Origin of the sequence: Inquilinus ginsengisoli (assembly GCF_050434925.1) — a bacterium.
Lineage (GTDB): Bacteria > Pseudomonadota > Alphaproteobacteria > DSM-16000 > Inquilinaceae > Inquilinus > Inquilinus ginsengisoli_B.
In genome coordinates this window covers 172,531-193,630 of record NZ_JBNDJK010000001.1, presented here as the reverse complement: position 1 = coordinate 193,630, position 21,100 = coordinate 172,531, and the positions used below count along the sequence as shown (strand labels likewise).

General features: G+C 71.3%; 19 protein-coding genes and 1 tRNA gene. 9 read left to right on the top strand and 11 right to left on the bottom strand.

The genetic code is table 11. The annotated features are described in order from the left end of the window. Positions 1 to 31: 31 nt before the first annotated feature. The gene (locus tag QFZ27_RS00980; protein ID WP_429224212.1) at positions 32 to 943 is read right to left on the bottom strand and encodes a helix-turn-helix domain-containing protein; all 912 of its coding nucleotides are present in this window, start codon (positions 941 to 943) and stop codon (positions 32 to 34) included. A gap of 129 nt (positions 944 to 1,072) precedes the next feature. On the opposite strand from QFZ27_RS00980, the gene QFZ27_RS00975 reads away from it, so the two are divergent. Further along, on the top strand, positions 1,073 to 1,969 hold the full coding sequence (locus QFZ27_RS00975; RefSeq protein ID WP_429224211.1) for a DMT family transporter: 897 nt from the start codon (positions 1,073 to 1,075) through the stop codon (positions 1,967 to 1,969). 3 nt (positions 1,970 to 1,972) lie between these two features. Here QFZ27_RS00975 and QFZ27_RS00970 read toward each other — a convergent pair whose 3' ends face one another. After that, positions 1,973 to 2,398: a GFA family protein gene (locus QFZ27_RS00970; RefSeq protein ID WP_429224210.1), complete on the bottom strand. Its 426-nt coding sequence runs from the start codon at positions 2,396 to 2,398 to the stop codon at positions 1,973 to 1,975. Next, a complete protein-coding gene (locus QFZ27_RS00965) occupies positions 2,395 to 2,559 on the bottom strand; it encodes a hypothetical protein (protein ID WP_429224209.1) in 165 nt (54 codons plus the stop codon). Before QFZ27_RS00965 ends, QFZ27_RS00970 begins: the two co-directional genes overlap by 4 nt. A gap of 98 nt (positions 2,560 to 2,657) precedes the next feature. Here QFZ27_RS00965 and gcvA point away from each other — a divergent pair, with 98 nt between their 5' ends. Both gcvA and QFZ27_RS00955 read left to right on the top strand, forming a co-directional pair. Further along, positions 2,658 to 3,539, top strand: coding sequence for a transcriptional regulator GcvA (gene gcvA, locus QFZ27_RS00960; RefSeq protein WP_429224208.1), 882 nt, complete (start codon positions 2,658 to 2,660; stop codon positions 3,537 to 3,539). 93 nt (positions 3,540 to 3,632) lie between these two features. Beyond that, positions 3,633 to 4,007, top strand: a complete 375-nt coding sequence (locus QFZ27_RS00955; protein WP_429224207.1) for a hypothetical protein — start codon at positions 3,633 to 3,635, stop codon at positions 4,005 to 4,007. A 273-nt stretch (positions 4,008 to 4,280) separates the two neighbouring features. On the opposite strand, the gene QFZ27_RS00950 is transcribed toward QFZ27_RS00955, so the two are convergent. Further along, the gene (locus tag QFZ27_RS00950; protein ID WP_429224206.1) at positions 4,281 to 6,293 is read right to left on the bottom strand and encodes a class I tRNA ligase family protein; all 2,013 of its coding nucleotides are present in this window, start codon (positions 6,291 to 6,293) and stop codon (positions 4,281 to 4,283) included. Positions 6,294 to 6,599: 306 nt separating this feature from the next. On the opposite strand from QFZ27_RS00950, the gene QFZ27_RS00945 reads away from it, so the two are divergent. Beyond that, complete coding sequence (locus tag QFZ27_RS00945; protein ID WP_429224205.1) at positions 6,600 to 7,628, top strand: MerR family transcriptional regulator; 1,029 nt, start codon at positions 6,600 to 6,602, stop codon at positions 7,626 to 7,628. Here the strand turns inward: QFZ27_RS00945 and QFZ27_RS00940 are convergent. The 3 genes from QFZ27_RS00940 to QFZ27_RS00930 all read right to left on the bottom strand — a co-directional run bounded on the left by QFZ27_RS00940 (position 7,603) and on the right by QFZ27_RS00930 (position 10,042). Beyond that, positions 7,603 to 8,565, bottom strand: coding sequence for a DMT family transporter (locus tag QFZ27_RS00940; RefSeq protein WP_429224204.1), 963 nt, complete (start codon positions 8,563 to 8,565; stop codon positions 7,603 to 7,605). The genes QFZ27_RS00945 and QFZ27_RS00940 overlap by 26 nt on opposite strands. 145 nt (positions 8,566 to 8,710) lie before the next feature. Then, positions 8,711 to 9,832, bottom strand: a complete 1,122-nt coding sequence (gene mltA, locus QFZ27_RS00935; protein ID WP_429224203.1) for a murein transglycosylase A — start codon at positions 9,830 to 9,832, stop codon at positions 8,711 to 8,713. Beyond that, positions 9,833 to 10,042: a DUF4169 family protein gene (locus QFZ27_RS00930; protein ID WP_429224202.1), complete on the bottom strand. Its 210-nt coding sequence runs from the start codon at positions 10,040 to 10,042 to the stop codon at positions 9,833 to 9,835. Positions 10,043 to 10,213: 171 nt separating this feature from the next. On the opposite strand from QFZ27_RS00930, the gene QFZ27_RS00925 reads away from it, so the two are divergent. After that, the gene (locus tag QFZ27_RS00925; RefSeq protein ID WP_429224201.1) at positions 10,214 to 13,369 is read left to right on the top strand and encodes an AsmA family protein; all 3,156 of its coding nucleotides are present in this window, start codon (positions 10,214 to 10,216) and stop codon (positions 13,367 to 13,369) included. Between the two features lie 33 nt (positions 13,370 to 13,402). Here the strand turns inward: QFZ27_RS00925 and QFZ27_RS00920 are convergent, their stop codons facing one another. Further along, complete coding sequence (locus QFZ27_RS00920) at positions 13,403 to 14,278, bottom strand: SMP-30/gluconolactonase/LRE family protein (RefSeq protein ID WP_429224200.1); 876 nt, start codon at positions 14,276 to 14,278, stop codon at positions 13,403 to 13,405. Between the two features lie 64 nt (positions 14,279 to 14,342). Continuing rightward, a complete protein-coding gene (locus QFZ27_RS00915) occupies positions 14,343 to 16,898 on the bottom strand; it encodes a peptidoglycan-binding protein (protein ID WP_429224199.1) in 2,556 nt (851 codons plus the stop codon). A gap of 137 nt (positions 16,899 to 17,035) precedes the next feature. On the opposite strand from QFZ27_RS00915, the gene QFZ27_RS00910 reads away from it, so the two are divergent. Both QFZ27_RS00910 and QFZ27_RS00905 read left to right on the top strand, forming a co-directional pair. After that, positions 17,036 to 17,110, top strand: a tRNA-Gln gene (locus QFZ27_RS00910). A gap of 708 nt (positions 17,111 to 17,818) precedes the next feature. Next, a complete protein-coding gene (locus tag QFZ27_RS00905) occupies positions 17,819 to 18,169 on the top strand; it encodes a hypothetical protein (RefSeq protein WP_429224198.1) in 351 nt (116 codons plus the stop codon). A 33-nt stretch (positions 18,170 to 18,202) separates the two neighbouring features. On the opposite strand, the gene QFZ27_RS00900 is transcribed toward QFZ27_RS00905, so the two are convergent. Beyond that, entirely contained in the window at positions 18,203 to 18,748 is a 546-nt protein-coding gene (locus tag QFZ27_RS00900; RefSeq protein WP_429224197.1) for a CbrC family protein, read from the bottom strand. Positions 18,749 to 18,807: 59 nt separating this feature from the next. On the opposite strand from QFZ27_RS00900, the gene QFZ27_RS00895 reads away from it, so the two are divergent. Next, positions 18,808 to 19,290, top strand: a complete 483-nt coding sequence (locus QFZ27_RS00895; protein WP_429224196.1) for a thermonuclease family protein — start codon at positions 18,808 to 18,810, stop codon at positions 19,288 to 19,290. 24 nt (positions 19,291 to 19,314) lie between these two features. Further along, positions 19,315 to 19,857 carry a hypothetical protein gene (locus QFZ27_RS00890; protein WP_429224195.1) on the top strand — a complete coding sequence of 181 codons (543 nt, stop codon included), beginning with the start codon at positions 19,315 to 19,317 and terminating at the stop codon, positions 19,855 to 19,857. Between the two features lie 254 nt (positions 19,858 to 20,111). On the opposite strand, the gene QFZ27_RS00885 is transcribed toward QFZ27_RS00890, so the two are convergent. Beyond that, complete coding sequence (locus tag QFZ27_RS00885; RefSeq protein ID WP_429224194.1) at positions 20,112 to 20,699, bottom strand: BRO-N domain-containing protein; 588 nt, start codon at positions 20,697 to 20,699, stop codon at positions 20,112 to 20,114. Between the last annotated feature and the right edge of the window lie 401 nt (positions 20,700 to 21,100).

The window sequence follows — 21,100 nt, the reverse complement described above, 5'->3', positions numbered from 1 at the left end:
GAAGAGGGGGTGGGTGAAGCTGAAGCTGGATTCAGCCCCGCACGGCAGCTCGCCAAGCGCCGGGCGGGCCGCCGAAGGCGGCGCGGAAATGCCGGGTCAGGTGGCTCGGATGGGTGAAGCCGCAGGTGGCGGCGATCTCGGCCAGCGGCCGGTCGCCCGCGGCCAGCAGCCGCCGGGCGCGGTCCAGCCGCCGGGCCAGCACATAGGCGTGCGGCGGCAACCCGACCGAGGCGCGGAACATCCGGGCGAAATGGAACTCCGACTGCCCCGCGGCGGCGGCCAGGCGGCCCAGCGTCAGCGGCTCGTCCAGCGCCGCCTCGATCAGCTCCAGCACCCGGCGGCGGATATGCGGGGCCAGGCCGCCATCGAGGGCGGGCGAGGGGCGGCGGCGCAGCCTGCGGCCGGCGAGGTGGGCCAGGAGTTCGTGCCCGCTCTGGGTCGCCGCCAGCCGGGCGCTGGCGTCGCCCCAGTCCAGCCGGATCAGCCCGGCCATCAGACGCGCCGCGTCGGGGTCGTCGAAGAAGGTGTCGTCCGGCAGCGTGGTCTCGCGGATGTCGGCATCATGCGCGGCGGCACCGGCCGCGGCCAGGGCGCCGCGGTCGAAATAGAAATGCAGGAAGCGCATCGGCCGGCTCAGGACCCAGTGCGATTCATGCTCGGCCGGCAGCAGGCAGAACCGGCCGGGGCCGCCGAAGCGGCCGGGAAAGCCGATGCGCCGGGTGCCCTCGCCGCCCTCCAGATACAGGCTCAGCGTGTGGTGGCCGGGGCTGTGGTAGCCGGTGGTGTCGTGCGCGTTCCACCACTCCGCCAGGGTGAAGCCGTCGCCGATCTCGACGGTACGCTCCAGCACCGCGCGCGACGACGCCAGCGCCGCGGCCACGCCGTAGCGCGCCGCCAGACGCTGCAGCGGTATCTCGTCGATCCTCGGTCCGGGCCGATTCATGGTCCCGGAAATCTACGCCCGAGCCCCGCCGCGGGCCAGGGGCCGCGCGGAAACTGCGCAAGGACGTGCAATCCTCGTAATGCCGGCAGGCGCAGGGTGAGGCCGAGACTCCGGAACCCGTGTGCCGCCATGACCGCCGCCCTGTACCTGCTTGTCGTCCTGATCTGGGGCACGACCTGGATCGCCATTCACTACCAGATCGGCCCGGTGCCGGTGGAGCTGTCGATCCTCTACCGTTTCGCCCTGGCCGCGGCGGTGATGGCCGCGTTGGTGCTGATCACCCGCCGGCGCGAGACCCTGCGCCCCCGCGACCATCTGGTCTGCCTGGGCCAGGGTCTGGCACTGTTCAGCGGCAACTTCCTGCTGGTCTACCACGCCTCGGCCTATGTCCCGAGCGGCCTGGTCGCCGTCGCCTTCTCCACCGGCAGCGTCTGGACTGCGCTGTTCAGCCGGGTCGCGCTCGGCCAGTCCTTGAAGCCGCGCGTCCTCGCCGGCGGCGCGGTCGGGCTGGCCGGCCTCTGGCTGCTGTTCGGCATCGACCCGGCGCAGCTTGATCTCCAGATGCTCTACGGCCTCGGCCTGGCGCTGGCCGGCACCATGGGCTTCGGGGTCGGCAACGTCTTCGCCGTGATGCACCGGCGCCGCGGCCTGACGCCCTGGACCACCACCGCCTGGGGCATGGTCTACGGCACGCTGATCCTGCTGGCCGTCGTGCTGGTGGAAGGCACGCCCTGGCGCTTCGACCCGTCGCCCGCCTATGTCGGGGCGCTCCTGTATCTCGCCATTCCGGGTTCGGTGGTCGCCTTCCTGGCCTATCTGACGCTGGTCGGCCGCATCGGCGCCGACAAGGCGGCCTATTCCACCGTGCTGTTCCCGCTTGTGGCGCTGAACGCCTCGGCCCTGCTGGAGGGCTATGTCTGGACCGCGACGGCGGCGGCCGGGGTGGCACTGGTGCTGCTCGGCAACGTCCTGGTCTTCGCCCGGCTGCCGGGCCGCCGCAACGGCGCGGCCGCGGCGAGCGTCTGACGGTCAGATCCCGCTTGCCGGCCCCTCATCCAGATACTGCGGCAGCGTCTCGTCGATGACATGCCAGGGGATGCGGGTGCCGATCCAGGCGTGCTGGCGCGGCCGCAGCGCGGTCGGGTCGTCGAGCGTCGCCAGGGTGATGCCCATGGTCTTGCCCACGGGCTCGAAGCCCTCGAACGCCAGCGGCGAGCCGCAATCCGGGCAGAACCAGCGCCGGCCGATCGGGGACGACCGGAAGCCGCGCGGCTGGCCCTTGGTCCAATGGAAACCCTCGAACGGGCCGGTCGCCCAGGCCACGGCCGGATTGCCGGTGCCCTTCTGGCACATCCGGCAATGGCAGTAGTCGACCGACAGGACCGGCCCGTCGATGCGGTAGCGCACGGCGCCGCACAGGCAGCCGCCCTCCAGCGGGAAGGAGGGGCCGCTCACGGCCGGCCGATCACCATCGGCCGCGGCGACGGGCGGCTGCGGCGCCGGCCGATCGGCAGCGGCGGCAGGGTCTCGGCGCGGCACTCCTCCGGCACAACCGGGGCGCGGCGCGGGGCGGGGGCGAAGACGGTGAGATAGGCGTCGAGCAGATGGTGGAACATGGTGGCCTCCTGGGCGTGAGGAGACTCTGCCGCTTCGCCGGCCCCGGCACAAACGCCGTTCCCTTGCAGTATCTGTAAGGAAAAGTTACAGATGAACGATGCGCCCGCTGCCGCCGCTCAACGCCGTCCGCGCCTTCGAGGCCGCCGCCCGCCGCGGCAGCTTCACCGCCGCCGCGGCCGAGCTCGGCGTCAGCCATGCCGCGATCAGCCGCCATGTCCGCGGGCTGGAGGCGCGGCTGGGCGTGCCGCTGCTGCTGCGCGAGGGCCGCGGGCTGGCGCCGACCGAGGCCGGCCGGGCCTTCGCCGCCGTGGTCGCCGACGCCTTCGACCGGCTGTCCCAGGGCATGGTGGCGATTTCGGCCGAGGCCGGGCGCGGCCGGCTGCGGCTGTCGGTCGAGCCCGCCTTCGCCGGCCGCTGGCTGGTGCCGCGGCTCGGCGCCTTCCGCAAGCTCCATCCCGGCATCGACATCGAGCTCGACCCGACCCTGCGCCTGGCCGATTTCCGCGCCGACCAGACCGATCTGGCGATCCGCTACGGCCGCGGCGGCTGGCCCGGCCTGGCGGTGGAGAAGCTGATGCAGGTGATGGACTATCCGGTCTGCGCCCCGGCCGTGGCGGCGGGACTGGCGACGCCCGCGGATCTGCGCGACCAGACCCTGCTGCATGACGAAAGCGCCCAGACCTGGTCGCTGTGGCTGGCCGCGGCCGGGATCACCGGCATCGACGCCAACCGCGGCCCGCGCTTCCACGACGTGGCGCTGGCGCTCGACGCGGCGATGGCCGGGGAGGGGGTGGCGATGGGCGACGACGTACTGTGCGCCCGCGACATCGCCGCCGGCCGGCTGGTGCGGCTGTTCGACGTCTCGGTGCCGCGCAGCTGGTACTGGCTGGCGATGCCGGAGGACCGCCGCCTCTCCCCCGCCGCCGGCGCCTTCCGCGCCTGGCTGCTGGACGAACTGCCACAGGTGGAGGAGGGGTGAGGGGCGGAGGGTGGATATCGAGCCTTTGCGGTCGTCTACCCAACCGGCAAGCTGCCGGTAGGCCGCCTACCTGATCACCCACGGAGCCATCGCATGACCAGCCCAGCGACGCGTTCTTCCTGGAAGACGATGCCCTGTCCCACCTTCCGAGAAGACCTTGGCCTTTCGCTGACGTTCTCTGACGCCGACGGAGAGAAATTGCGGCTCGGTCATATCCCGGAAGATATGGACGACAAGTGGTTCATCTTTTTTCAGGACGGATGGCTTTATTTTCATCGGAGTTGGACGGGCGATTGCATATTTGGCCTGCGCCTGGACGGTTTCCCGAGTGGGGTCCGTGTGGTCGAGAGTTGGGCAAGTCGGGACAAGGAGCGCTACAATTCAGTTGGGGTGGAACGGGAAAGAGAGCTGGTCCGGCAACTCATCCGGACGCGGCTGCTGTCGCAACCTCTGAATGACCGTCCCTGATCTGTCATGCCCAGGCCTGACCCGGGCATCCAGAGGATGTCGGCGCCCACTGGATTGCCGGGTCAAGCCCGGCAATGACAGGAGGGATGATTGCAATATTGGGTTCGCGTGCCCGCGAACACCAGCCTACGGGCTGGGGACTTGTCCGGGCCACCAGGTTCGTGGATGCCATTCCTCATCGTTATGGCGAGGCGCGAAGCGCCGTGGCCATCCAGAGGCCGGCGCCGCTGGATGGCCACGCCCCTTCGGGGCTCGCCATGACGGCAATGTAGGTCAATTCCCGTTCTCATTGCCCCGCGTCACAAAATTCACCAGCCGTCCAGGCACCGCGATCTCCCGCACCACCCCTCGCCCCTCCAGCAGCGCCGCCACCTTCGGCTCCGCCCGGGCCGTGGCGATCAGCTCCGGGCCATCCAGACCGGCCGGGCCGCGGAAATGGTGCCGCACCTTGCCGTCCAGCTGTACCGCGTAATCGCGGCTCTCCTCCCCGGCCAAGGCCGGGTCGAAGCCGGGCCAGGGGGCGTGGGCCAGGCTGTCCGGATGGCCCAGCTTGCGCCACAGCTCCTCGGCGATGTGCGGGGCGAAGGGGGCCAGCAGCAGCACGAAATCCTGCACCAGCGCGCGTGGGCGCGGGTCGGCGGCGGCCAGCGCCTTGGCCAACTGCATCAGCCGGGCGATCGCGGTGTTGCAGCGCAGCGCCTCGATGTCGGCGGTGACCGCCGCGACCGTGGCGTGGCGCAGCCGCAGCAGCGCGGGCGGCGGCGCCATCTCTCGCACCGCCGGGCTCAGCAGGTCATCCGGGCCGCAGACGATGCGCCAGGCCCGGTCCAGGAAGCGGCGGATGCCGGCCACGCCGTCGGTCTGCCAGGGCTTGGTCGCCTCCAGCGGGCCCAGGACCATCTCGTACAGCCGCAGCGCGTCGGCGCCGTGCTCGGCCACCACCGCATCCGGATTGACCACGTTGAAGCGCGACTTCGACATCTTCTCGGCCTGCCGGGTCAGCGGCACCGCGCCGGCATAGAACCCGCCGTCCCGCTCCTCCACCTCCTCCTCCTCGTAGTAGCGGCCGGCGGCGTCGCGATAGGACGGGGCCAGGATCATCCCCTGGTTGACCAGTCGCCGGAACGGCTCCGGCGTCGAGACCACGCCGATGTCGTACAGCACCTTGTGCCAGAACCGGGCGTACAGCAGGTGCAGCACGCCGTGCTCCGCCCCGCCGACATACAGGTCGACCGGCAGCCAGTACCGCTCGGCCTCGCGGCTGACGATGGCGCGGTCGTTGTGCGGGTCCAGGAAGCGCAGATAGTACCAGCAGCTGCCGGCCCATTGCGGCATGGTGTCGGTCTCGCGCCGGGCCGGGATCTCCGTGCCGGGCACGGTGGTCTCGACCCAGCCGGTGGCGCGGGCCAGAGGCGGCGCGCCGCCCGGCGCCGGGGCATAGTCGTCCAGCTCCGGCGGCAGCAGCGGCAGGCTGTCCTCCGGCAGCGGCACCACCGATCCGTCGGCCAGGTGCAGCATCGGGATCGGCTCGCCCCAATAGCGCTGGCGCGAGAACAGCCAGTCGCGCAGGCGGTAGGTCACCCGGCGGGTGCCGTCCGCCGCTACCGTCTCCGCTCGGCCGATCCAGTGGCGCTGCAGCGCCTTGATGCCCTCCGGCCAGTCCAGCCCGTCCAGGTCGGCCAGCAGCCGGTCGGCATAGGCGGTGATGCGCAGCATCCATTGCCGCATCGGCCGCTGCACCACCGGGTCGCCGGTCTCGATGTAGCGGCCGTCCCTCACCTCCTCATTGGCCAGCACCGTGTTCTGGGCCGGGCACCAGTTCACGGGGACCTCGGCCTGATAGGCCAGGCCGCGCTCGACCAGCTGCAGGAAGATCCACTGCGTCCAGCGCACGAAGCCGGGATCGGTGGTCGCCAGCTCGCGCTCCCAGTCGTAGGAGAAGCCCAGCCGCTTCACCTGGCCGCGGAAGGTCTCGATATTGCGCCGGGTGGTGATCGCCGGGTGGATGCCGGTGCGCATGGCGTAGCGCTCCGCCGGCAGGCCATAGGCGTCCCAGCCCATCGGGTGCAGCACGGCCCACCCCGCCATGCGCTTGTAGCGGCAGACGATGTCGGTGGCGGTGTAGCCCGCCGGGTGGCCGACATGCAGCCCGGCGCCGGAGGGGTAGGGGAACATGTCCAGCGCGTAGAATTTCGGCTTCTGCGGGTCGATCTCCGCCCGGAAGCTGCGGTGTTCGTCCCAGTAAGCCTGCCATTTCGGCTCGATCGCCTGCGGATCGTAAGCCATCCGTGCCTCCTTGCCCGTGCAGAGGGGGAGCTACGGCCGCCGGCAGACCTCCCGCCGGCGGCCGCCGGGAAGTCGGAGATGGAAAGGCGCGCGGATGATCATGGGACGGGATCGCAGCAAAGGGGAGGAACACCGGACGCACGGGTCCGGCCGGCTCAGAAGGCCGTAAGTCGTCCCGAGGCTGCGTGCGTGGTCATCATGAAGTCAGCATGACGGATTCAGGCGGCAGCGCCAATCCCTGTTGACCCGGCCCCTGGGACTGCTCCGATAAGGGGGGCGGTCAATCAACGACGAAGTGAGACCGTGATGTCCTCCACCCGCTTCCTGAACGCCTCCGAGGCCGCAAGGCGGCTCGGGGTCTCGGCCAAGGCCCTCAGGCTCTACGAGCAGCGCGGCCTGCTGGCCCCGGTGCGCAGCGCCGGGGGCTGGCGCGCCTACGGCCCCGACGAGATGGAGCGTGCCGGCGAGATCGCCGCCCTGCGCGCGCTCGGCTTCAGCCTGGCCCAGGTGGCGCGGGTGCTGCAGGGCGACCCGCAGGGGCTGGAGCCGGCGCTGGCGGCGCATCAGGCGGCGCTCGAAGGCCGGCTGCGCCAGCTCGCCGGCACGATCGAGCGGGTGCATGGCCTGCGCGACGGCCTCGCCCGCGGCCGGGCGCCGACCGCCGGGGATCTGGCGGGCCTGCTGTCGCCCCCCGGGTCCGGCATCGCCTTCGACCTGCCCTGGCCCTGGGGCGGCGAGCGCTTCGAGCTCGGGCCGGTCCGGCCGCTGACCTACATCATCGGCCCGCTCGGCAGCGGCAAGACCCGGCTGGCGCTGCGCCTGGCCGAGATGCTGCCCGGCGCCGCCTTCCTCGGCCTCGACCGGCTGGACGATGGCGGGGCGGCGGCCAAGGCCCGGCTGGCCGCCGATCCGGACCTTCGCGCCCGGGTCGACCGAGCCCTGGCCTGGCTGGTCGAGGACGGCGCTGTGGTCTCGGATACGCTGGTCGCCCTGCTGGCCGGGCTGGAGGCCGAGGGGCCAGTGGTCGTCGACATGGTCGAGCAGGGGCTGGACCAGGCGACGCAGGAGGCGCTGGCCGCCCATCTCCGCCGCCGCGGGCCCGCCGGGCCTGGGGCCCCCGAGGGCCGGCCGCTGTTCCTGATGACCCGCTCCTGCGCCATCCTCGACCTGGCGGCGGTCGGGCCGGACGAGGCGATCCTGCTCTGCCCGGCCAATCACAGCCCGCCGGTCTACGTCGCGCCCTATCCCGGCGCGCCCGGCTACGAGGCCGTCGCCACCTGCCTGGCCACGCCGGAGGTGCGCGAGCGGCTCAGCCGTGGTCCGGCGACGTCCTGATCGGCGAGGACACCGAGGCGACGGTGGCAGCTGGGGTCGCGCCCTGCGCCACCGGCGCCTGGCGCACCGTCTCGCGGTGCAGGATGTACAGGCCGCTGGTGATGACGATGCCGCAGCCGATCAGCATGGTCGGGTCCGGCACGTCGCGCCACAGCAGGTAGCCGGAGACCACGCCCCAGATCATCTGGCTGTACTGGAACGGCGCCACCACCGCGGCCGGCGCCTGGCGATAGGCGTTGGTGACGAACAGATAGGCGGTGCCGCCCAGGATGCCGCCGATGGCGATCGCCAGCAGGTCGCGCAGCTCCGGCATCACCCCGCCGAAGGCCAGCATCATCAGCCCGGTGACGATGGCGGTGGTCGCGTTGGCATAGAAGCCGAAGGAGATCCGGTTCTCGCTGGCGATGAAGCGGCGCAGCAGCAGGAAGCCGACCGCATTGACGACGGCGGAGAACAGCGCGCCCAGCACCGCCGGGTTGGCCATGCCGGCGCCCGGCCGCAGCATCACCATGACGCCGATGAAGCCGACCCCGACCGCGGTCCAGCGCCGCCAGCCGACGGATTCGCCGAGGATCGGCACCGACAGCGCGGTGATCAGCAGCGGCGCGCAGAACAGCACGGCGTAGACGTCGGCGATCGGCATCTCGGCATAGGCGTGGAAGCAGGTGAACGACCCCGCCAGCCCCATCGCCGACCGGGCGATGTGCAGCCACGGCCGCCTGGTCCGCAGCTGTCCGATGCCGCCGGTCAGCTGGGCGTAGGCCAGCATCGGCAGCAGCCCGAAGGCGGAGTTGAAGAAGATCACCTGATACAGCGGGAAGCCCGCCGAGACCCACTTCACCGCAGTGTCCATGCAGGTGTAGAGGGCGAAGCCGAGACAGGCGAAACCGATGCCCGCGGCGACGGAGGCGCGGGGCTGGGCGAGCGTCAGGGTCATGAGGGCGGCGGCCGGCAAGGGACGGCCTCGGGGCCGCGATCCTTACCTTACGTCGGCCGAATCGGCGGCGCCATTGCGTGCCTTGCATCGCCTGCCTTCGATTCGTGCAGGACTGGATGCCTGAATTTCGCCGTTGTTGCCCGCCCTACCGCCCGGCGGCCAGCCCCAGCGTCGCCCGAGGCACCAGCATATAGGCCCGGCCTTCGGCGTTCATGGCACTGGCCATGTCGCCGGCGGCGTGGCCCTCGCCCCAGTACAGGTCGCCGCGGATCGGGCCGCGGATGGCGCCGCCGATGTCCTGGGCCAGCACCAGCCGGCGCAGCGTCCGGCCCGGCACCGTCGGGTCGTCCTCGATGTCGAGCCAGATCGGCGTGCCCAGCGAGATGTAGTCCTTGTCGACCGCCAGGCTCCGCCCCGCCGTCAGCGGCACGTCATGGGCGCCGATCACGTCCGCGGCCTCTTTCTCGCGGAAATAGACGTAGCTGGGGTTCTGATTCATCAGCCACTGCGCGCGGTCGGGGTTGGCGATCATCCAGTTCCGGATGTAGCCCATCGACATCTCCTCCAGCGTGGCGATGCCGGCATCGACCAGCACCCGGCCGACCGCCTTGTAGCGCTGACCGTTCTGGCCGTCGAACTTCAGGCCGATGACGCTGCCGTCGTCCAGCCGGACCTTGCCGGAGCCCTGGATCTCCAGGAAGAAGGCGTCGATCGGGTCGTCGACCCAGACGATCTCGTAGCCGCGCCCCTCCAGCGCGCCGCGGGCGATCTCGGCCCGGCTCTTGCGGCGGTCTCGGGCGTTGTCCGGAGTGCGGTACAGCGGCGTCTGGTAGGCGCCGCGGCGCACCCGGCTGCCGTTCAGCTCCGGCGCGAAATAGCCGGTGAAGCGGCCGAACTGGCCGCCGTCGAAGCCGGTCAGCGCCACCGGGGTGAACCAGGTCTCGAAGAACTGCCGGGCCTGGGCCTCGTCTCGGCCGGTCAGGCGGTGGGCGGCGTCGCAGATCGGCACCCAGTCCTCGACCGGCCCCTCGATGCCGTTGTAGTTCAGCTGCGTCCCCGGCGACTTGCCGGCATAGACGCTGCAGGTGTTCCAGACGGCCGGCAGGGCGGCGGCGACGCCGTCCTCGCGCCAGCCGGGCAGATGCTGGAAATCGGTGGCCACGCCGCCGGTGCCGCCGCCCTTGGGCGGCCGCGTGGGGCCGGCGCAGCCGGCCAGGATCAGCCCGAGCAGTGCAACCAGGGCCGCGACCCGAGGAATGGAGCGCATTTAGGCAGCGCCCCCGTCCGGATCCTTGTCATCCCCGCCGTCGATGCGATGCCCCTCGTGCCGGCGGTCGTCGCGCTCGGACGTGTCGGCGTCGCGCCGCTTCTCCGCCCCGGTGCGGCCGAAGCGGGCGCGGTTCTCCTGCGCCTGCGCCTCCTTGTCGGCGCGGGCCCTGGCCTTGCGCGCCTGCCGCAGATTGATCACTTCGCCCATTGTCCGCATCCCTCCGTGCCGTCGAGACTAGCTGAAACGGCGATGCGGGATAAGATCGCAGCAGCACGATTTCCTCGGTGTTTTGTCCCAATCCTGATTTGTATTGTGAATCTGTCCGACGATTTCCGATCATGCGCCGGAGTCGCAACCCCGGACGACGCCTGCAGAGCCTTGAAGAAACTCGCCTTCGGTCTCCTCATCCTCCTCGTCCTGCTGGTCGCCGCGGTGCTCGTGGTGCCCGGGCAGCTCGACTGGACGCCCTATCGGGCCCGCATCGCCCAGGAGATCGGCGGCCTGACCGGCCGCGCCGTCACCATCGACGGGCCGGTCTCGTTCGAGATGCTGCCGATGCCGCGCCTCACCGCCGGCGACGTCCGCGTCGCCAGCGTGCCGGGCGCCACCGTGCCGGACCTGCTGACCGCGATCGGCGTCGACCTCCGGGTCTCGTTCCTGCCGCTGCTGCTCGGCCGCATCGAGATTGTCGGCGTCACCTTCGACCAGCCGAGCGTGGCGCTGGAGACACTGCCCGATGGCCGCCGCTCCTGGGACGGGCTGGGCGGGGACATCGGCGGCCGGCTCGATTCCGTCCGCGCCGCGATCCGTCAGGGCTCGATCCTGTGGCTCGACCGCCGCAACGGCCGCCAGCTCGAGGTCGAGGCGGCGGATGTCCGGCTCAGCGCGCCCGGTCCGGGCGGGCCGGTCTCGATGAGCGGCGCCGGCGTCCTCGCCGGCGTGCCGATGACGCTCGACCTGGCGCTGCAGCCGCGCTCGCCGCTCGGCGCCCTGCCGGTGACGGCGACGGTCGGGCTCGACGCCACCGAGGCGCGGCTCGGCGGCCTGCTGCGGCCCGATGGCGGCCTGCAGGGCGACGTCTCGGTGGTCGGCAAGGATCTCGACGCCAGCCTGGCGCGGATCGGCGTCAAGCTGCCCGCCTCCGCGTCCCGGCCCGGCGTCTTCGCCCTGCGCGCCACGGTGCAGGCCCGGGCGGACGAGGCCGGCGTCGAGCGGATCGAACTGACCGACCTCACCGCCGATCTCGGCGACATGCGCGCCGCCGGCGGCATCGCCGTCACCCTCGCGCCAGTGCCGAAGGTCGAGGCGACGCTCGGCTTCAACCGGCTGGCCCTGGCCGACTGGGTCGGCGACGGTGTCGATCCGGCGACTCTGGCCGGGCGCCTGGCCGCGGTGCTGTCGCGCAAGGCCGCGCTGCCGGTGGCCGGCACGCTCGACCTGTCGGTCGCGGCGCTGGCGGTGCGCGACGGGCTGGTGCGCGACCTGCGGCTGCAGGCGACGCTCGACCCGGCCCGGATCGGCTTGACCCGCCTCGCCTTCGGCCTGCCCGGCGGCGCCTCGGCCGCGGCCTCCGGCGCCATCCGCCTCGACGGCGACCGGCCGGCGGCGGATCAGCTCTCGGTCCAGCTCGCGGCCGACGACCTGCGCGGTGCGCTCGACTGGGCCGGCATCGATCCCGGCGCAATCCCGGCCACGGCGCTGCGCCGAGGCAGGATTGCCGGCACCCTGACCGGCGACATCGTCAATCTCAGGGTCGCCAGCCTCGACGCCGATCTCGACGGCAACCGGCTGACCGGCGCCCTGACCTATGTCGCCGGCGACCGGCCCGGCCTCGGCGCCCGGCTGACGATCAGCCGGCTCGACATCGACGCCTACCGCCCGGCCGGCGCGCCGCCGCTCTCCGAACTGCTGCAATCCGATCCCGGGCTGCGCGACCGCCTCCTGGCCGCTCTGACCGGGGCCGACGTCAATCTCGACGCCTCGGTCGATGCCGTGGCGGTCGACGGCGCCGCTTTCACCGGGCTGCGGCTCGAGGCGACGCTGGCCCAGGGCGCGCTGACCCTCCACAGCGGCCGCGTCGAGGGTCCGGGCGGCATGGGGCTCAGCCTGAACGGCGCCATCGGCCGGCTCGCCGGTCTCGGCGACATCGACCTGCAGGCGACGCTCGACGCCCAGGACCCCTCGACGCTGCTGCGCGCGCTGCGCCTGCACGGGGCGGTGCCGACGCCGCCGGCCGGCCCGCTCAAGGCCTCGCTGCGGCTGCGCGGCGACCCGGCTTCGCTGTCGGTCGACGGTACGGTCGACGCGCTCGGCGGCACCGTGGCGCTGGGCGGCAGCCTGTCCGACGCGGCGACGGCGCTGCATGCCACGCTCGGCCTACGCCTGACCCATCCGGACCTGCCGGGGCTGCTGCAGCGGGTCGGTGAGGGCGGCCTGGCGGCGCCCGATCTCGGCGGCATCGACCTCTATGCCGATGCCGACTGGACCCGCGGCCGGCTGCGCCTCGACAACCTGCAGGGTACGGTCGGCCCGGTGTCGCTGGGCGGCACGGTCGAGCTCGACGCCGGCGGCGCCCGGCCGCGTCTGGCGGTGTCGCTGCGGACCACGGCGCTGCCGCTCGACCGGCTGCTGGCCGGTCTGGCGCCGTCCGGCGATGCCGCCGGGCAATGGCCGGCGCGGCCCTTCGACCTCGGCGGCCTGGCCGGGATCGACGGCAATCTCGACCTCGACGCGGCGGCGGTCTCGCTCGCCGGCTGGACGCTCGACCAGCCGGAGTTGCACGCCCGGCTCGACCAGGGCGGGCTCAACCTCGACCGGCTCTCGGCCGGCGTGGCCGGTGGCCGGCTCGGCCTGAACGGCCGGATCGACTGGTCCCAGGGTGACGCGCAGATGCCGCGCTGGTCCGGCCATGCCGACCTGGTCGATGCCGACCTCGCCGATGTCCTGCGGCAGTCGGCCGGGCCGCAGGGCCTCGCCGGCCGGCTCGATCTCGGCCTCGACGCGACCTCGGCCGGCAACAGCATCGCCGGCCTGGTCTATGGGCTGGACGGCAAAGGGCTGGTGGCGGTGCGCGACGCCGCGCTGGCTGGCATCGACCTCGCCGCGGCCGGGCGCCTGCTGGCCGATCCGGGGCTGCCGGGCGCCTTCCTCGAAGGGCTGCGCGCCGCCTTCGCCGGCGGCAGCACCGCGGTGCCGGCGATCAACGCCACCTTCGCCATCGCCGACGGCATCGCGGCCTCGACCGATCTGCGCCTGGTCACCGACACGGCGCTGGGGACCGGCGGCTTCACTCTCGACCTGCCGCGCTGGCGGCTCGATCTCGGCATCGATGTCGGCTTCCGTGCCCATGCCGACGTGCCGGCGGTGGGGCTGCGCTTCGACGGCACCCCCTCGGCCCCGGTGCGGCGGCTGGAGACCAAGGCGCTGGAGGATTGGGCCGCCGCCCGCGCGGCGATCCGGCCGACCGAACCGACCCCGGAGACTCCGGACGAACCGGCCCCAGATGCGCCGGCGGAGCCGCCCCCGGGACCCTGAGCGGGGGAGGGACGTCAGCGGTTCGGTTGAGAGCTACCCGGCGAAGTGGCTGCCCGGCAGGCCGTGGCCGGCGTCCTTGATCTCGAACAGCCCGCCGGCCAGCGGGTGCTGCTGCAGCGCCGCCTCCGACATCCCGGTCCGGGCGGTGGTGACGTAGAGCGTGGTCAGGCCGGGGCCGCCGAAGGCGCAGCTGGTGACATGCGGCGCCGGGATCGCCACGGCGCGGTCCAGCGTGCCGTCCGGGCGAAAGCGGCTGACCCGCGACCCGCCCCAATGCGCCACCCAGAGATGGCCGTCGCGGTCGATCGTCATGCCGTCCGGCACGCCGTCATCCTCGGCGAAGATCACGAAGGGCCGGCGGTTGGAAATGGCGCCGCCGGCCAGGTCGAGGTCGTAGGCGTAGACCACCCGCCGTTCCGAATCCGCCTCGTACAGGATGCTGCCGTCGGGCGAGAAGGTGGGGCCGTTGGTGACGATGTAGCCGTCATCCATGCGGTGCCAGCGATGGTCGGGGTCCAGCCGGTAGAAGGCGCCGGTCGGCTCGGCGCAGCCGAACTCCACGGTGCCGGCCCACAGCCGGCCCATCGGGTCGACCTTGCCGTCGTTGAAGCGGTTGCCCGGCCGGTCCGGCTCCGGGTTGCCGATCGGCGTCACCCTTCCCTCGGGCAGGTCGATCAGGTGGAAGCCGCTGCGCAGCCCGGCCACGAACCCGCCGCGGCGGCGCGGCGCGATGAAGCCGATCGGCTCCGGCATCGGCCACTCCACCTGCGCCCCGGTCGCCGGGTCGTAGCGCAGGATCCGCGGCCGCAGGATGTCGACCCAGTACAGCGCCTGCTCCTCGGCCAGCCACAGCGCCCCTTCGCCCAGCGTCGCCCCGGCCGCCCAGATGCAGACCGCGTCCTGACCCATCGCCTTGCCTTCCCGCATTCCATGGCGGCCCGAATCGCCGGGTCACCTTCGACCGCGATTGTGGTCAGAAATGCCCCGGGGTCCAGTCCGGCGTCTCGGCTCCGGCCGCCTGGCGCAGTGCCTCCAGCAGCGCCGGCGAGGGCCGGCTGGTGACCCGCAGCTTCTGCTGCCGCTGGAAGGCGGCGATGGCGTTGCGGGTCTGGCGGCTCAGCCGGCCGTCCGCCGGGCCGGCGTCGTAGTTCATCATCGTCAGCAGCTGCTGGATCTCCCTGACCTGCGCGTCGCCGGCCGGCCGGCTGGCTGGTGCGGCCGGTGCCGCAGGAGCGGCGGGGACCGCGGCGACCTGCTGCGGCGGTGCCTGCCGGGTCGCGGTCGGCGGTGGCGAGCCAGGCGCACGACCTTCCGGCGCCGTGCTCCGCTCGCTGGTGGCCGCCACGGGCGCGGCAGGGGCCGGTTCGGGCCGGGGCGCGGCGCGCGGCCGAGAGGCCGGGGCCCGGCCCTCCGGCGTAGCCGACGACCCCGTTGTCGGCGGCTCCGCCACTGCCGCAGCAGCCTGTGCCGACCGGGCCGCGGGCGGCGGCGAGCCCGGAGCCCGGCCTTCCGGCACGGCCGCCGGCTCCACTGCCACCGGTTCAGCCGCGGTCTGCGTCGACCGGGCCGCGGGCGGCGGCGAGACCGGGGCCCGGCCTTCCGGCGCGGCCACCGGCTCCGCCGCCGTTGCAGCGGCGGGCGGCGGGGACGCCTGGGCCTGGCCTTCCGGCGCAGCCGGCTCGGCCGTTGGCGCCGCCGCGGTCTGCTCCGCCGGGGCGGGGGGCGGCGGGGAGGCCGTGGCCTGACCATCCGGTGCGGCCGTCTGCTCTGCCGCGGCCGGTTCGGTCGCGGCGGGCTCGGCCGGCGGCTCGGGGCGGCGGCCCGGCACCGGGGTGGCGGCAGCGGCCTCCGTTGCTGTGGTCTCGCCCGGCTGGGCCATGATCAGGGCGGGGTTCTCGGGCGCGGCCGCCGGTTCGGCCGAAGCCGGCTCAGCCGCTGCCGTCGCCGGCTCCGCCGGCGGCGTCGGGCGCTCGCCGGGGAGCGGAGGCTGGATCGGGGGCTTGGCGGCGGTGGCGGGCTGGTCCTCGGGCGCGGTCGCCGGGGCGGCCGGTCCCGGCGGCGCGAGCTGCGAGGCCAGCGCCCCCAGGAGCTGATCGGCGCTGGCGTCGGCGGGCGAGGGAGCAGGCACCGCCGGTGTGGCGTCCGGTGCCAGGGTGACGAAGCCGCTGCGCGGGGTGTCGTCCTGCAGCCGGGCCAGCGCCGCCTTGGCGTCGGCGCTGCCGGCATCGGCGGCGACCCGGTACCAGCCGGCGGCGGCGCGCGGGTCGGGGGCGCCGACCGCGCCGGTCTCGTACATCCGGCCCATGTTGTAGGCGCCGCGCGGATTGCCGTTGGCGCTGGCCTGGCGGAACCATTTCAGCGCCTCGGCCGGGTCGCGGGTGACGCCGCTGCCGTTGAGATAGGCCAGGCCCAGCGCGTTCTGCGAATCGGGGTGGCCGGCCTCGGCCGCCTTGCGGAAATAGGTCGTCGCGGTCGCCGAATCCCGCGCCATGCCGAGGCCCCGCTCCAGCAGCACGCCGAGATTGTAGGCGGCGTTGGTGACGCCGTGGTCGGCGGCCTTGCGGTACCAGTATGCGGCCCGCTCGAAGCTGCGCGGCACCTGCAGGCCGAGGGCGTAGAAGGTGCCGAGATCGTGCTCGGCGTCGGGCGTGCCGGCGATCGCCCGGCGGGCCAGGGTGCGCAGCTCGGCCGAGGCGTCGTTGGGCAAAGGCGCCTGCGCCGCCGGATCGTCGGGTGCCGCGGCCTGGTCCGCGGACGCTGCGGGTGCGGCCGGGGGCTGGCTTTCCGCCGCCGGCGGCGTCGCAGCCGGATCTGCCGGAGACACAGGAGCGGCAGGCTCCGCATCGGTGCCTCGCGGAGTCACGGAGGCCGATGCCTGTGGTTCCGCAGCCGGATCTGCCGGAGACACAGGAGCGGCAGGCTCCGCATCGGTGCCTTGCGGAGTCACGGAGGCCGATGCCTGTGGTTCCGCAGCCGGCGTCGCCGGGGCCGTCGCCGGTTCCGGGGCAGGCACCGGGGCGGCGTCGGGCTGCGGCGCCGTCGCCACCGACGTCTCGGCCGGCGGCGATGGCGGCGCTGCTGCCGGGGGCGCCGGTTGCGGGGCGGCCGTCGTGCCGGTCTGCGCCGTGGTCGTCGGTGCGGCCGGCGGCGTCGCCGGGGAGGGAGCGGTCGTCACGGCCGGTGCCGGCGCGGGGGTCGGGGCGGCTGCGGTGGTCGCCGGCGTTCTGGCCGGCTCCGGCGGTGCCGGCTCGCGTGAGCCGAAGTTCACCATGGCGAGGCCGCCGATGCCGAGCACGGCGATCACCGCCGCCGCGATCCAGCCGAGCAGCCCGCCGCGGCGCGGCTGCGCCGTCGCCGCCTCGGCCAGCCGTTCGTTCAGCGTATCGATCTCGCCGCGGGCGCTGCGCAGCTCCTCCTGCAGCTGCATCACGCTGTCGTTCAGCGCGTTGAGCCGGGCCTCTTCCTGTGGCTCTGGCGCGGTCTGCGCCGGAAAGTGCAAGGAGTCGTCCTGGGGCCGTTCGCCGCTCATGCCGTGACCTGCCTCGACCGTTACCGTGATCCGCGCTGCCCCGCATACGCGCTTAATCTTCTATTATGCCCAAAACCGGGCGGCAACGCGCGGTTGCGATGCTGCACCGGCTGGGCTATCTATCCCGCCCGGCCGATTGGGGCGTAGCCAAGTGGTAAGGCAGCGGGTTTTGATCCCGTCATTCCTAGGTTCGAATCCTAGCGCCCCAGCCAGCCTCCAAAAACTCAATCCTTTCAATGAGTTACGGAGGATTTTCCGGCCGCGATGATACAGGTTGATGATACAAGTCAACCGTACATCCTGACCAGGGCCTCTTCGTAGCTCTCCGAAACCAGCCTCGCCAGTGGATGGCGATGGCCCAGCGGATTGAGCCGACAGATGCCGACCACCCACCTTACCACCAGCGCCGCCCAGGCCGCCCCCTGCATCGCCACCGGAGGAGACCGCCTCTTCTCCGGTGCCTGCCTCTCGTGCCCCGCCTACGCCATCGGCTGCTCTCCCGTCCACCCGACCGGAGCACGCGATGATGGCGACACGGCCCTCAGTACCCCCACGGATGACTTGAAGGCCTTGCAGCGGGCCTGCGCGGACTCCCCCTGCCTAGCAACCGGCGGGCACCGGACCTTCTCGGGCGCTTGCCTCTCGTGCCCCGCCTATGCCCTCTGGTGCTTCCCGAGCCGGCCGCTCCGCTCTGTCGAGCCATCGGCGGTGGCCTGAGCATGTGGTTCGCAATCGGCTTCGCCGCGGGCGCTCTCCTCTGGTTCCCCGCAGGCTACCTCATCGCCGCCTTCCGGCCCCCTGAGGTGCCATGAGGGAAAGCTGATCACCCCAGCAACAGTGCCGTAGCGGCGTCCCTTCGGGGGCGCCGTTCTCGTTCAACCGGCCGGTCAGACAGGCCGGCCCTCGGGATGGAATTCAGCATGAGCGACGGTCTCTCCAAGGCCTTGCGGTTCATCAGGGAGCTGCAGAAGCTTGACCCCTCCCTCAGCATCGCATGCGTGCACACCCTCCTCGTCGCTGCCAAGCATGAGGGGCGGACCATCAGCTACATCGTCAAACAGTCGTCGGTGTCCAAGTCCACCGTGTGCCGCTACATCCTGGACCTCGGGGAAACGCGGGTGTTGAAGCGCGTGGGCGGTAATGCGGCGGCCGGCCTTGGCCTCCTGCTCACACGGGACGCCTACGATGATCGGCGCGAGAAGGACGTGTTTCTGACGGCGCGGGGAAAGGCGCTGGTGGCGCTGATTGAGGAGATCATGGGGCGCCCATAGGAGGCAGCTTTCGGAGCCCGTCGCGGTTCGGTCTTAGTGCGCGTCCGTATAGCCGCCCAGCTTCCCGCAATGGAGGCACCGAAAGGCGAACCCCACCGGGCTCCCATCAATTCTGAGTGACCGGACGAACTGGTCCCTCCTGGTTTCGTCCTCCATCCCCGTATCGGCAGCGAGGGCGGCGAGCATGTCAGGTCCAAGAGAGGCGGCCTCGGTGTAGCCGACTGCCCCAAGGAACTCGGCGGCATCGTTGCAATGGGTCCACCAGCGTTCCTGCTGCCAGCCCGAAAAGCCGGGCGTGCGGAGTGCGACTTCTTCCACCACCGACCGCGGGACGGGCTCCCACCTGCCGTAATCGCCGATCCCGGCCTCGTCCGTGAAAGAGGCGTTGAACTTCTCATGGGCAGCGCCGCTGGCAATGCACCACGGGCAGAGCCGATCATCTAGATCCTCGACCGCGTACACGGGGCCGCGGTAGATGAAGCCCTGGCTCTCGCCGCAGCAAACGCATACCGCTTCCGAAGCGACGATGCTGCCGGTCTCCAATGGCCTGGGATGGTACTTGAACGTTGGCAACTGCATGGCTCTCCCCCTCTACGGCTCCCCGAAAGACTACCTTCCGCGCGCTCCTCAGGACAGCCATGGCCGGCACTTCCGTGCTCCTCGTCCTCCTCGCGGTCCCCTCCCCGGCACCCGCTAAGGAACCCATCACGGGCCGCGCTTCGGTCATCGACGGCGACACCATCGAGATCCACGGCCAGCGCATCCGGTTCTTCGGTGTCGATGCCCCGGAGACGCGCCAGCTCTGCCAGGACGAGAACGGGGACAGCTACAGGTGCGGGCAGCGGGCAGCCCTGGCCCTCTCCGACTTCATCGGCCAGGCGACCGTGAGGTGTGCCGAACGGGACCGTGATAGGTGGCGCCGGATCGTGGCCGTCTGCCGGGCCGGGGGCGAGGATCTGAGCGAGTGGATGGCTGCCCAGGGCTGGGCCGTGGCCTTCACCCGCTACAGCCGGGATTACGAGGGGCAGGAGGCGGCAGCGAAGGAGGCAAGGAAGGGGATCTGGAGGGGAGCCTTTGAGGTGCCCTGGCAATGGCGGCGCGGCTCACGCAATGTCGATTAAAGCCAATCGTAGACGGAGAAACCAATGCAGATCGATGTCGATCTCTTGAAGCAATTTCGCGATACTGCGGACTGGTTCATCCAATTGCCTCAAAAATTGATCGAGGCGGTGATGGGGTCGCGCCAAGTCTATTACGAAAGAAAAGAGAGAATAAGGAAAGCGAAGGAGCTTGCCGAGCTGCAAGAAATTGGTAAATCTCTCCAATCTCTTTACCTTATGAAGGGATCTCTCTCTGATTGGATGAGCGAAATTCAGATAGATGGAAGGATGACTTCTTTGTCTTCCGTTAGGGAATTGTTTGTTGAGATATCAGAGAAGATAAGCGAAATATCGAAGGTCATTGAGGAGACGAGCATCTCAAATCTCTCCTTGGGCTCCGAATGCGCAGTGCAACTGGCAAGATCTCAGCACGTCTTCCGCCAGCTTGGGGATTTGCCAGATGATGCACTAATCGCTGATGCCGGCATGGTGGACGTAATGAGTCGCCTGCAGGAAGTGACCGAAGCGGGAACGCGGTTACTTCTGAAGGTTGACGAGCATCGGCGCTCTCTTGACTCTATGTACTAGCGGCCGGGCAGATGTGTTGTTGGTGTTATCGGCCGCACCTGTCGGACTGCCTTCGCGGCCCCAGGTAGACACGTTGTCCCATTCGCCACCTGCGGCGATGCTCCCATGCGCGCCGCGCCATCCTCCCGTCATCGCATCGGGTCACCCCGACCAGGGCGAGGAGCTTGGCGTCATCGCCGCCGTCCAGGTGTGGCCGGAAGGACGTTTCGAGGGTGGAGAGGGGCTGGCCCCTGGTGCGCGTTACGATGCGCATATCAGCCGGCCAGGATCGCAAGGGCGCGCTGCATGCGGTCATGCAGGCTCTCGTTCTCGGCCTTCAGGCGTTCGACCCGGCCCTGTAGGGCGGCGATGGCGCGCAAGATCAGCTCATATTCCGCGGCGTCGTTCAGCCGTTGGCACGTGGCCGCGTTCTGGCGCTCCCTATCGGTCTCTGAGGGGGCCGGCGCGAGCGTGATCATGGGCCGCGCGTCTTCCTTACCCCCGAAACTTCCGGGGGTGGTGTAAGCCCCCTCTCGGCGGATCGTGGGCAGCACTTCGCGGGTAACCCAGTCTTGGAAGGGCTTGGCAGTGGGCGACCGCTGCGACCGGAGGATCAGCTTGTACAGCCCGCTCTCGCTTATGAGCGTTGCGGGCTGTCCTGGCATCCCCTTTTTCAGCACCGGGGTTGCTGGGCGCTTCTCCCGTGGGTTTAGACGGACGAGGTGGTGGAAGGTCCCCCGCTTATCCACGAGAAGCCCGATGGCCCGGCAAACATCTATGGCAGCGAACCAGGGCGCACCGTCAATGGTCACCGTGCGGATGCGCTGGGTGGTGGTGCCGCGGGTGAAGTCGAAGACGGCCACGTTCCCGGCCTGCTGACGCTTCGGGTTCGCCCGGAGGTTCGTCCGAACGGCCCACCGAGGGCGCGGCTTAAAACACGACAAAAATGTGAAAGGGCATCTGAATACACAAGGATGCGCGGATCACCCCCCGGTACCCCCTCGGTTCGCTTCGCGGGATCGGACGAGGGCGCTTCAGTGTCCCACTACGGGTGCCGGCGGGGCCGTGCAGCGAGAACCGCCTGGGCTGCGGCACGCCGGAGATGTTCCGGCTCCTCGATATCGTAGTTGATCAGGTTGTCGGAGGTGGCCGCCCAGCCCGTTTCGGTTTCCTGGAAGATGATCCAGCACTCGCCGCACGCGGCCCTTATGCCCCCACCTTCGGGCGCGGTGGACCAATCGGCTGCGACGTATCCACGCTCAAT

What these genes read in the sequence shown, in the direction of transcription:
- QFZ27_RS00950 (WP_429224206.1), bottom strand. Translation starts at nt 6,293, where the DNA reads ATGGCTTACGATCCGCAGGCGATCGAGCCGAAATGGCAGGCTTACTGG.
- QFZ27_RS00930 (WP_429224202.1), bottom strand. Translation starts at nt 10,042, where the DNA reads ATGGGCGAAGTGATCAATCTGCGGCAGGCGCGCAAGGCCAGGGCCCGC.
- gcvA (WP_429224208.1), top strand. Translation starts at nt 2,658, where the DNA reads ATGCGCCCGCTGCCGCCGCTCAACGCCGTCCGCGCCTTCGAGGCCGCC.
- mltA (WP_429224203.1), bottom strand. Translation starts at nt 9,832, where the DNA reads ATGCGCTCCATTCCTCGGGTCGCGGCCCTGGTTGCACTGCTCGGGCTG.
- QFZ27_RS00915 (WP_429224199.1), bottom strand. Translation starts at nt 16,898, where the DNA reads ATGAGCGGCGAACGGCCCCAGGACGACTCCTTGCACTTTCCGGCGCAG.
- QFZ27_RS00905 (WP_429224198.1), top strand. Translation starts at nt 17,819, where the DNA reads ATGAGCGACGGTCTCTCCAAGGCCTTGCGGTTCATCAGGGAGCTGCAG.
- QFZ27_RS00945 (WP_429224205.1), top strand. Translation starts at nt 6,600, where the DNA reads ATGTCCTCCACCCGCTTCCTGAACGCCTCCGAGGCCGCAAGGCGGCTC.
- QFZ27_RS00955 (WP_429224207.1), top strand. Translation starts at nt 3,633, where the DNA reads ATGACCAGCCCAGCGACGCGTTCTTCCTGGAAGACGATGCCCTGTCCC.
- QFZ27_RS00940 (WP_429224204.1), bottom strand. Translation starts at nt 8,565, where the DNA reads ATGACCCTGACGCTCGCCCAGCCCCGCGCCTCCGTCGCCGCGGGCATC.
- QFZ27_RS00920 (WP_429224200.1), bottom strand. Translation starts at nt 14,278, where the DNA reads ATGGGTCAGGACGCGGTCTGCATCTGGGCGGCCGGGGCGACGCTGGGC.
- QFZ27_RS00890 (WP_429224195.1), top strand. Translation starts at nt 19,315, where the DNA reads ATGCAGATCGATGTCGATCTCTTGAAGCAATTTCGCGATACTGCGGAC.
- QFZ27_RS00895 (WP_429224196.1), top strand. Translation starts at nt 18,808, where the DNA reads ATGGCCGGCACTTCCGTGCTCCTCGTCCTCCTCGCGGTCCCCTCCCCG.
- QFZ27_RS00900 (WP_429224197.1), bottom strand. Translation starts at nt 18,748, where the DNA reads ATGCAGTTGCCAACGTTCAAGTACCATCCCAGGCCATTGGAGACCGGC.
- QFZ27_RS00965 (WP_429224209.1), bottom strand. Translation starts at nt 2,559, where the DNA reads ATGTTCCACCATCTGCTCGACGCCTATCTCACCGTCTTCGCCCCCGCC.
- QFZ27_RS00980 (WP_429224212.1), bottom strand. Translation starts at nt 943, where the DNA reads ATGAATCGGCCCGGACCGAGGATCGACGAGATACCGCTGCAGCGTCTG.
- QFZ27_RS00975 (WP_429224211.1), top strand. Translation starts at nt 1,073, where the DNA reads ATGACCGCCGCCCTGTACCTGCTTGTCGTCCTGATCTGGGGCACGACC.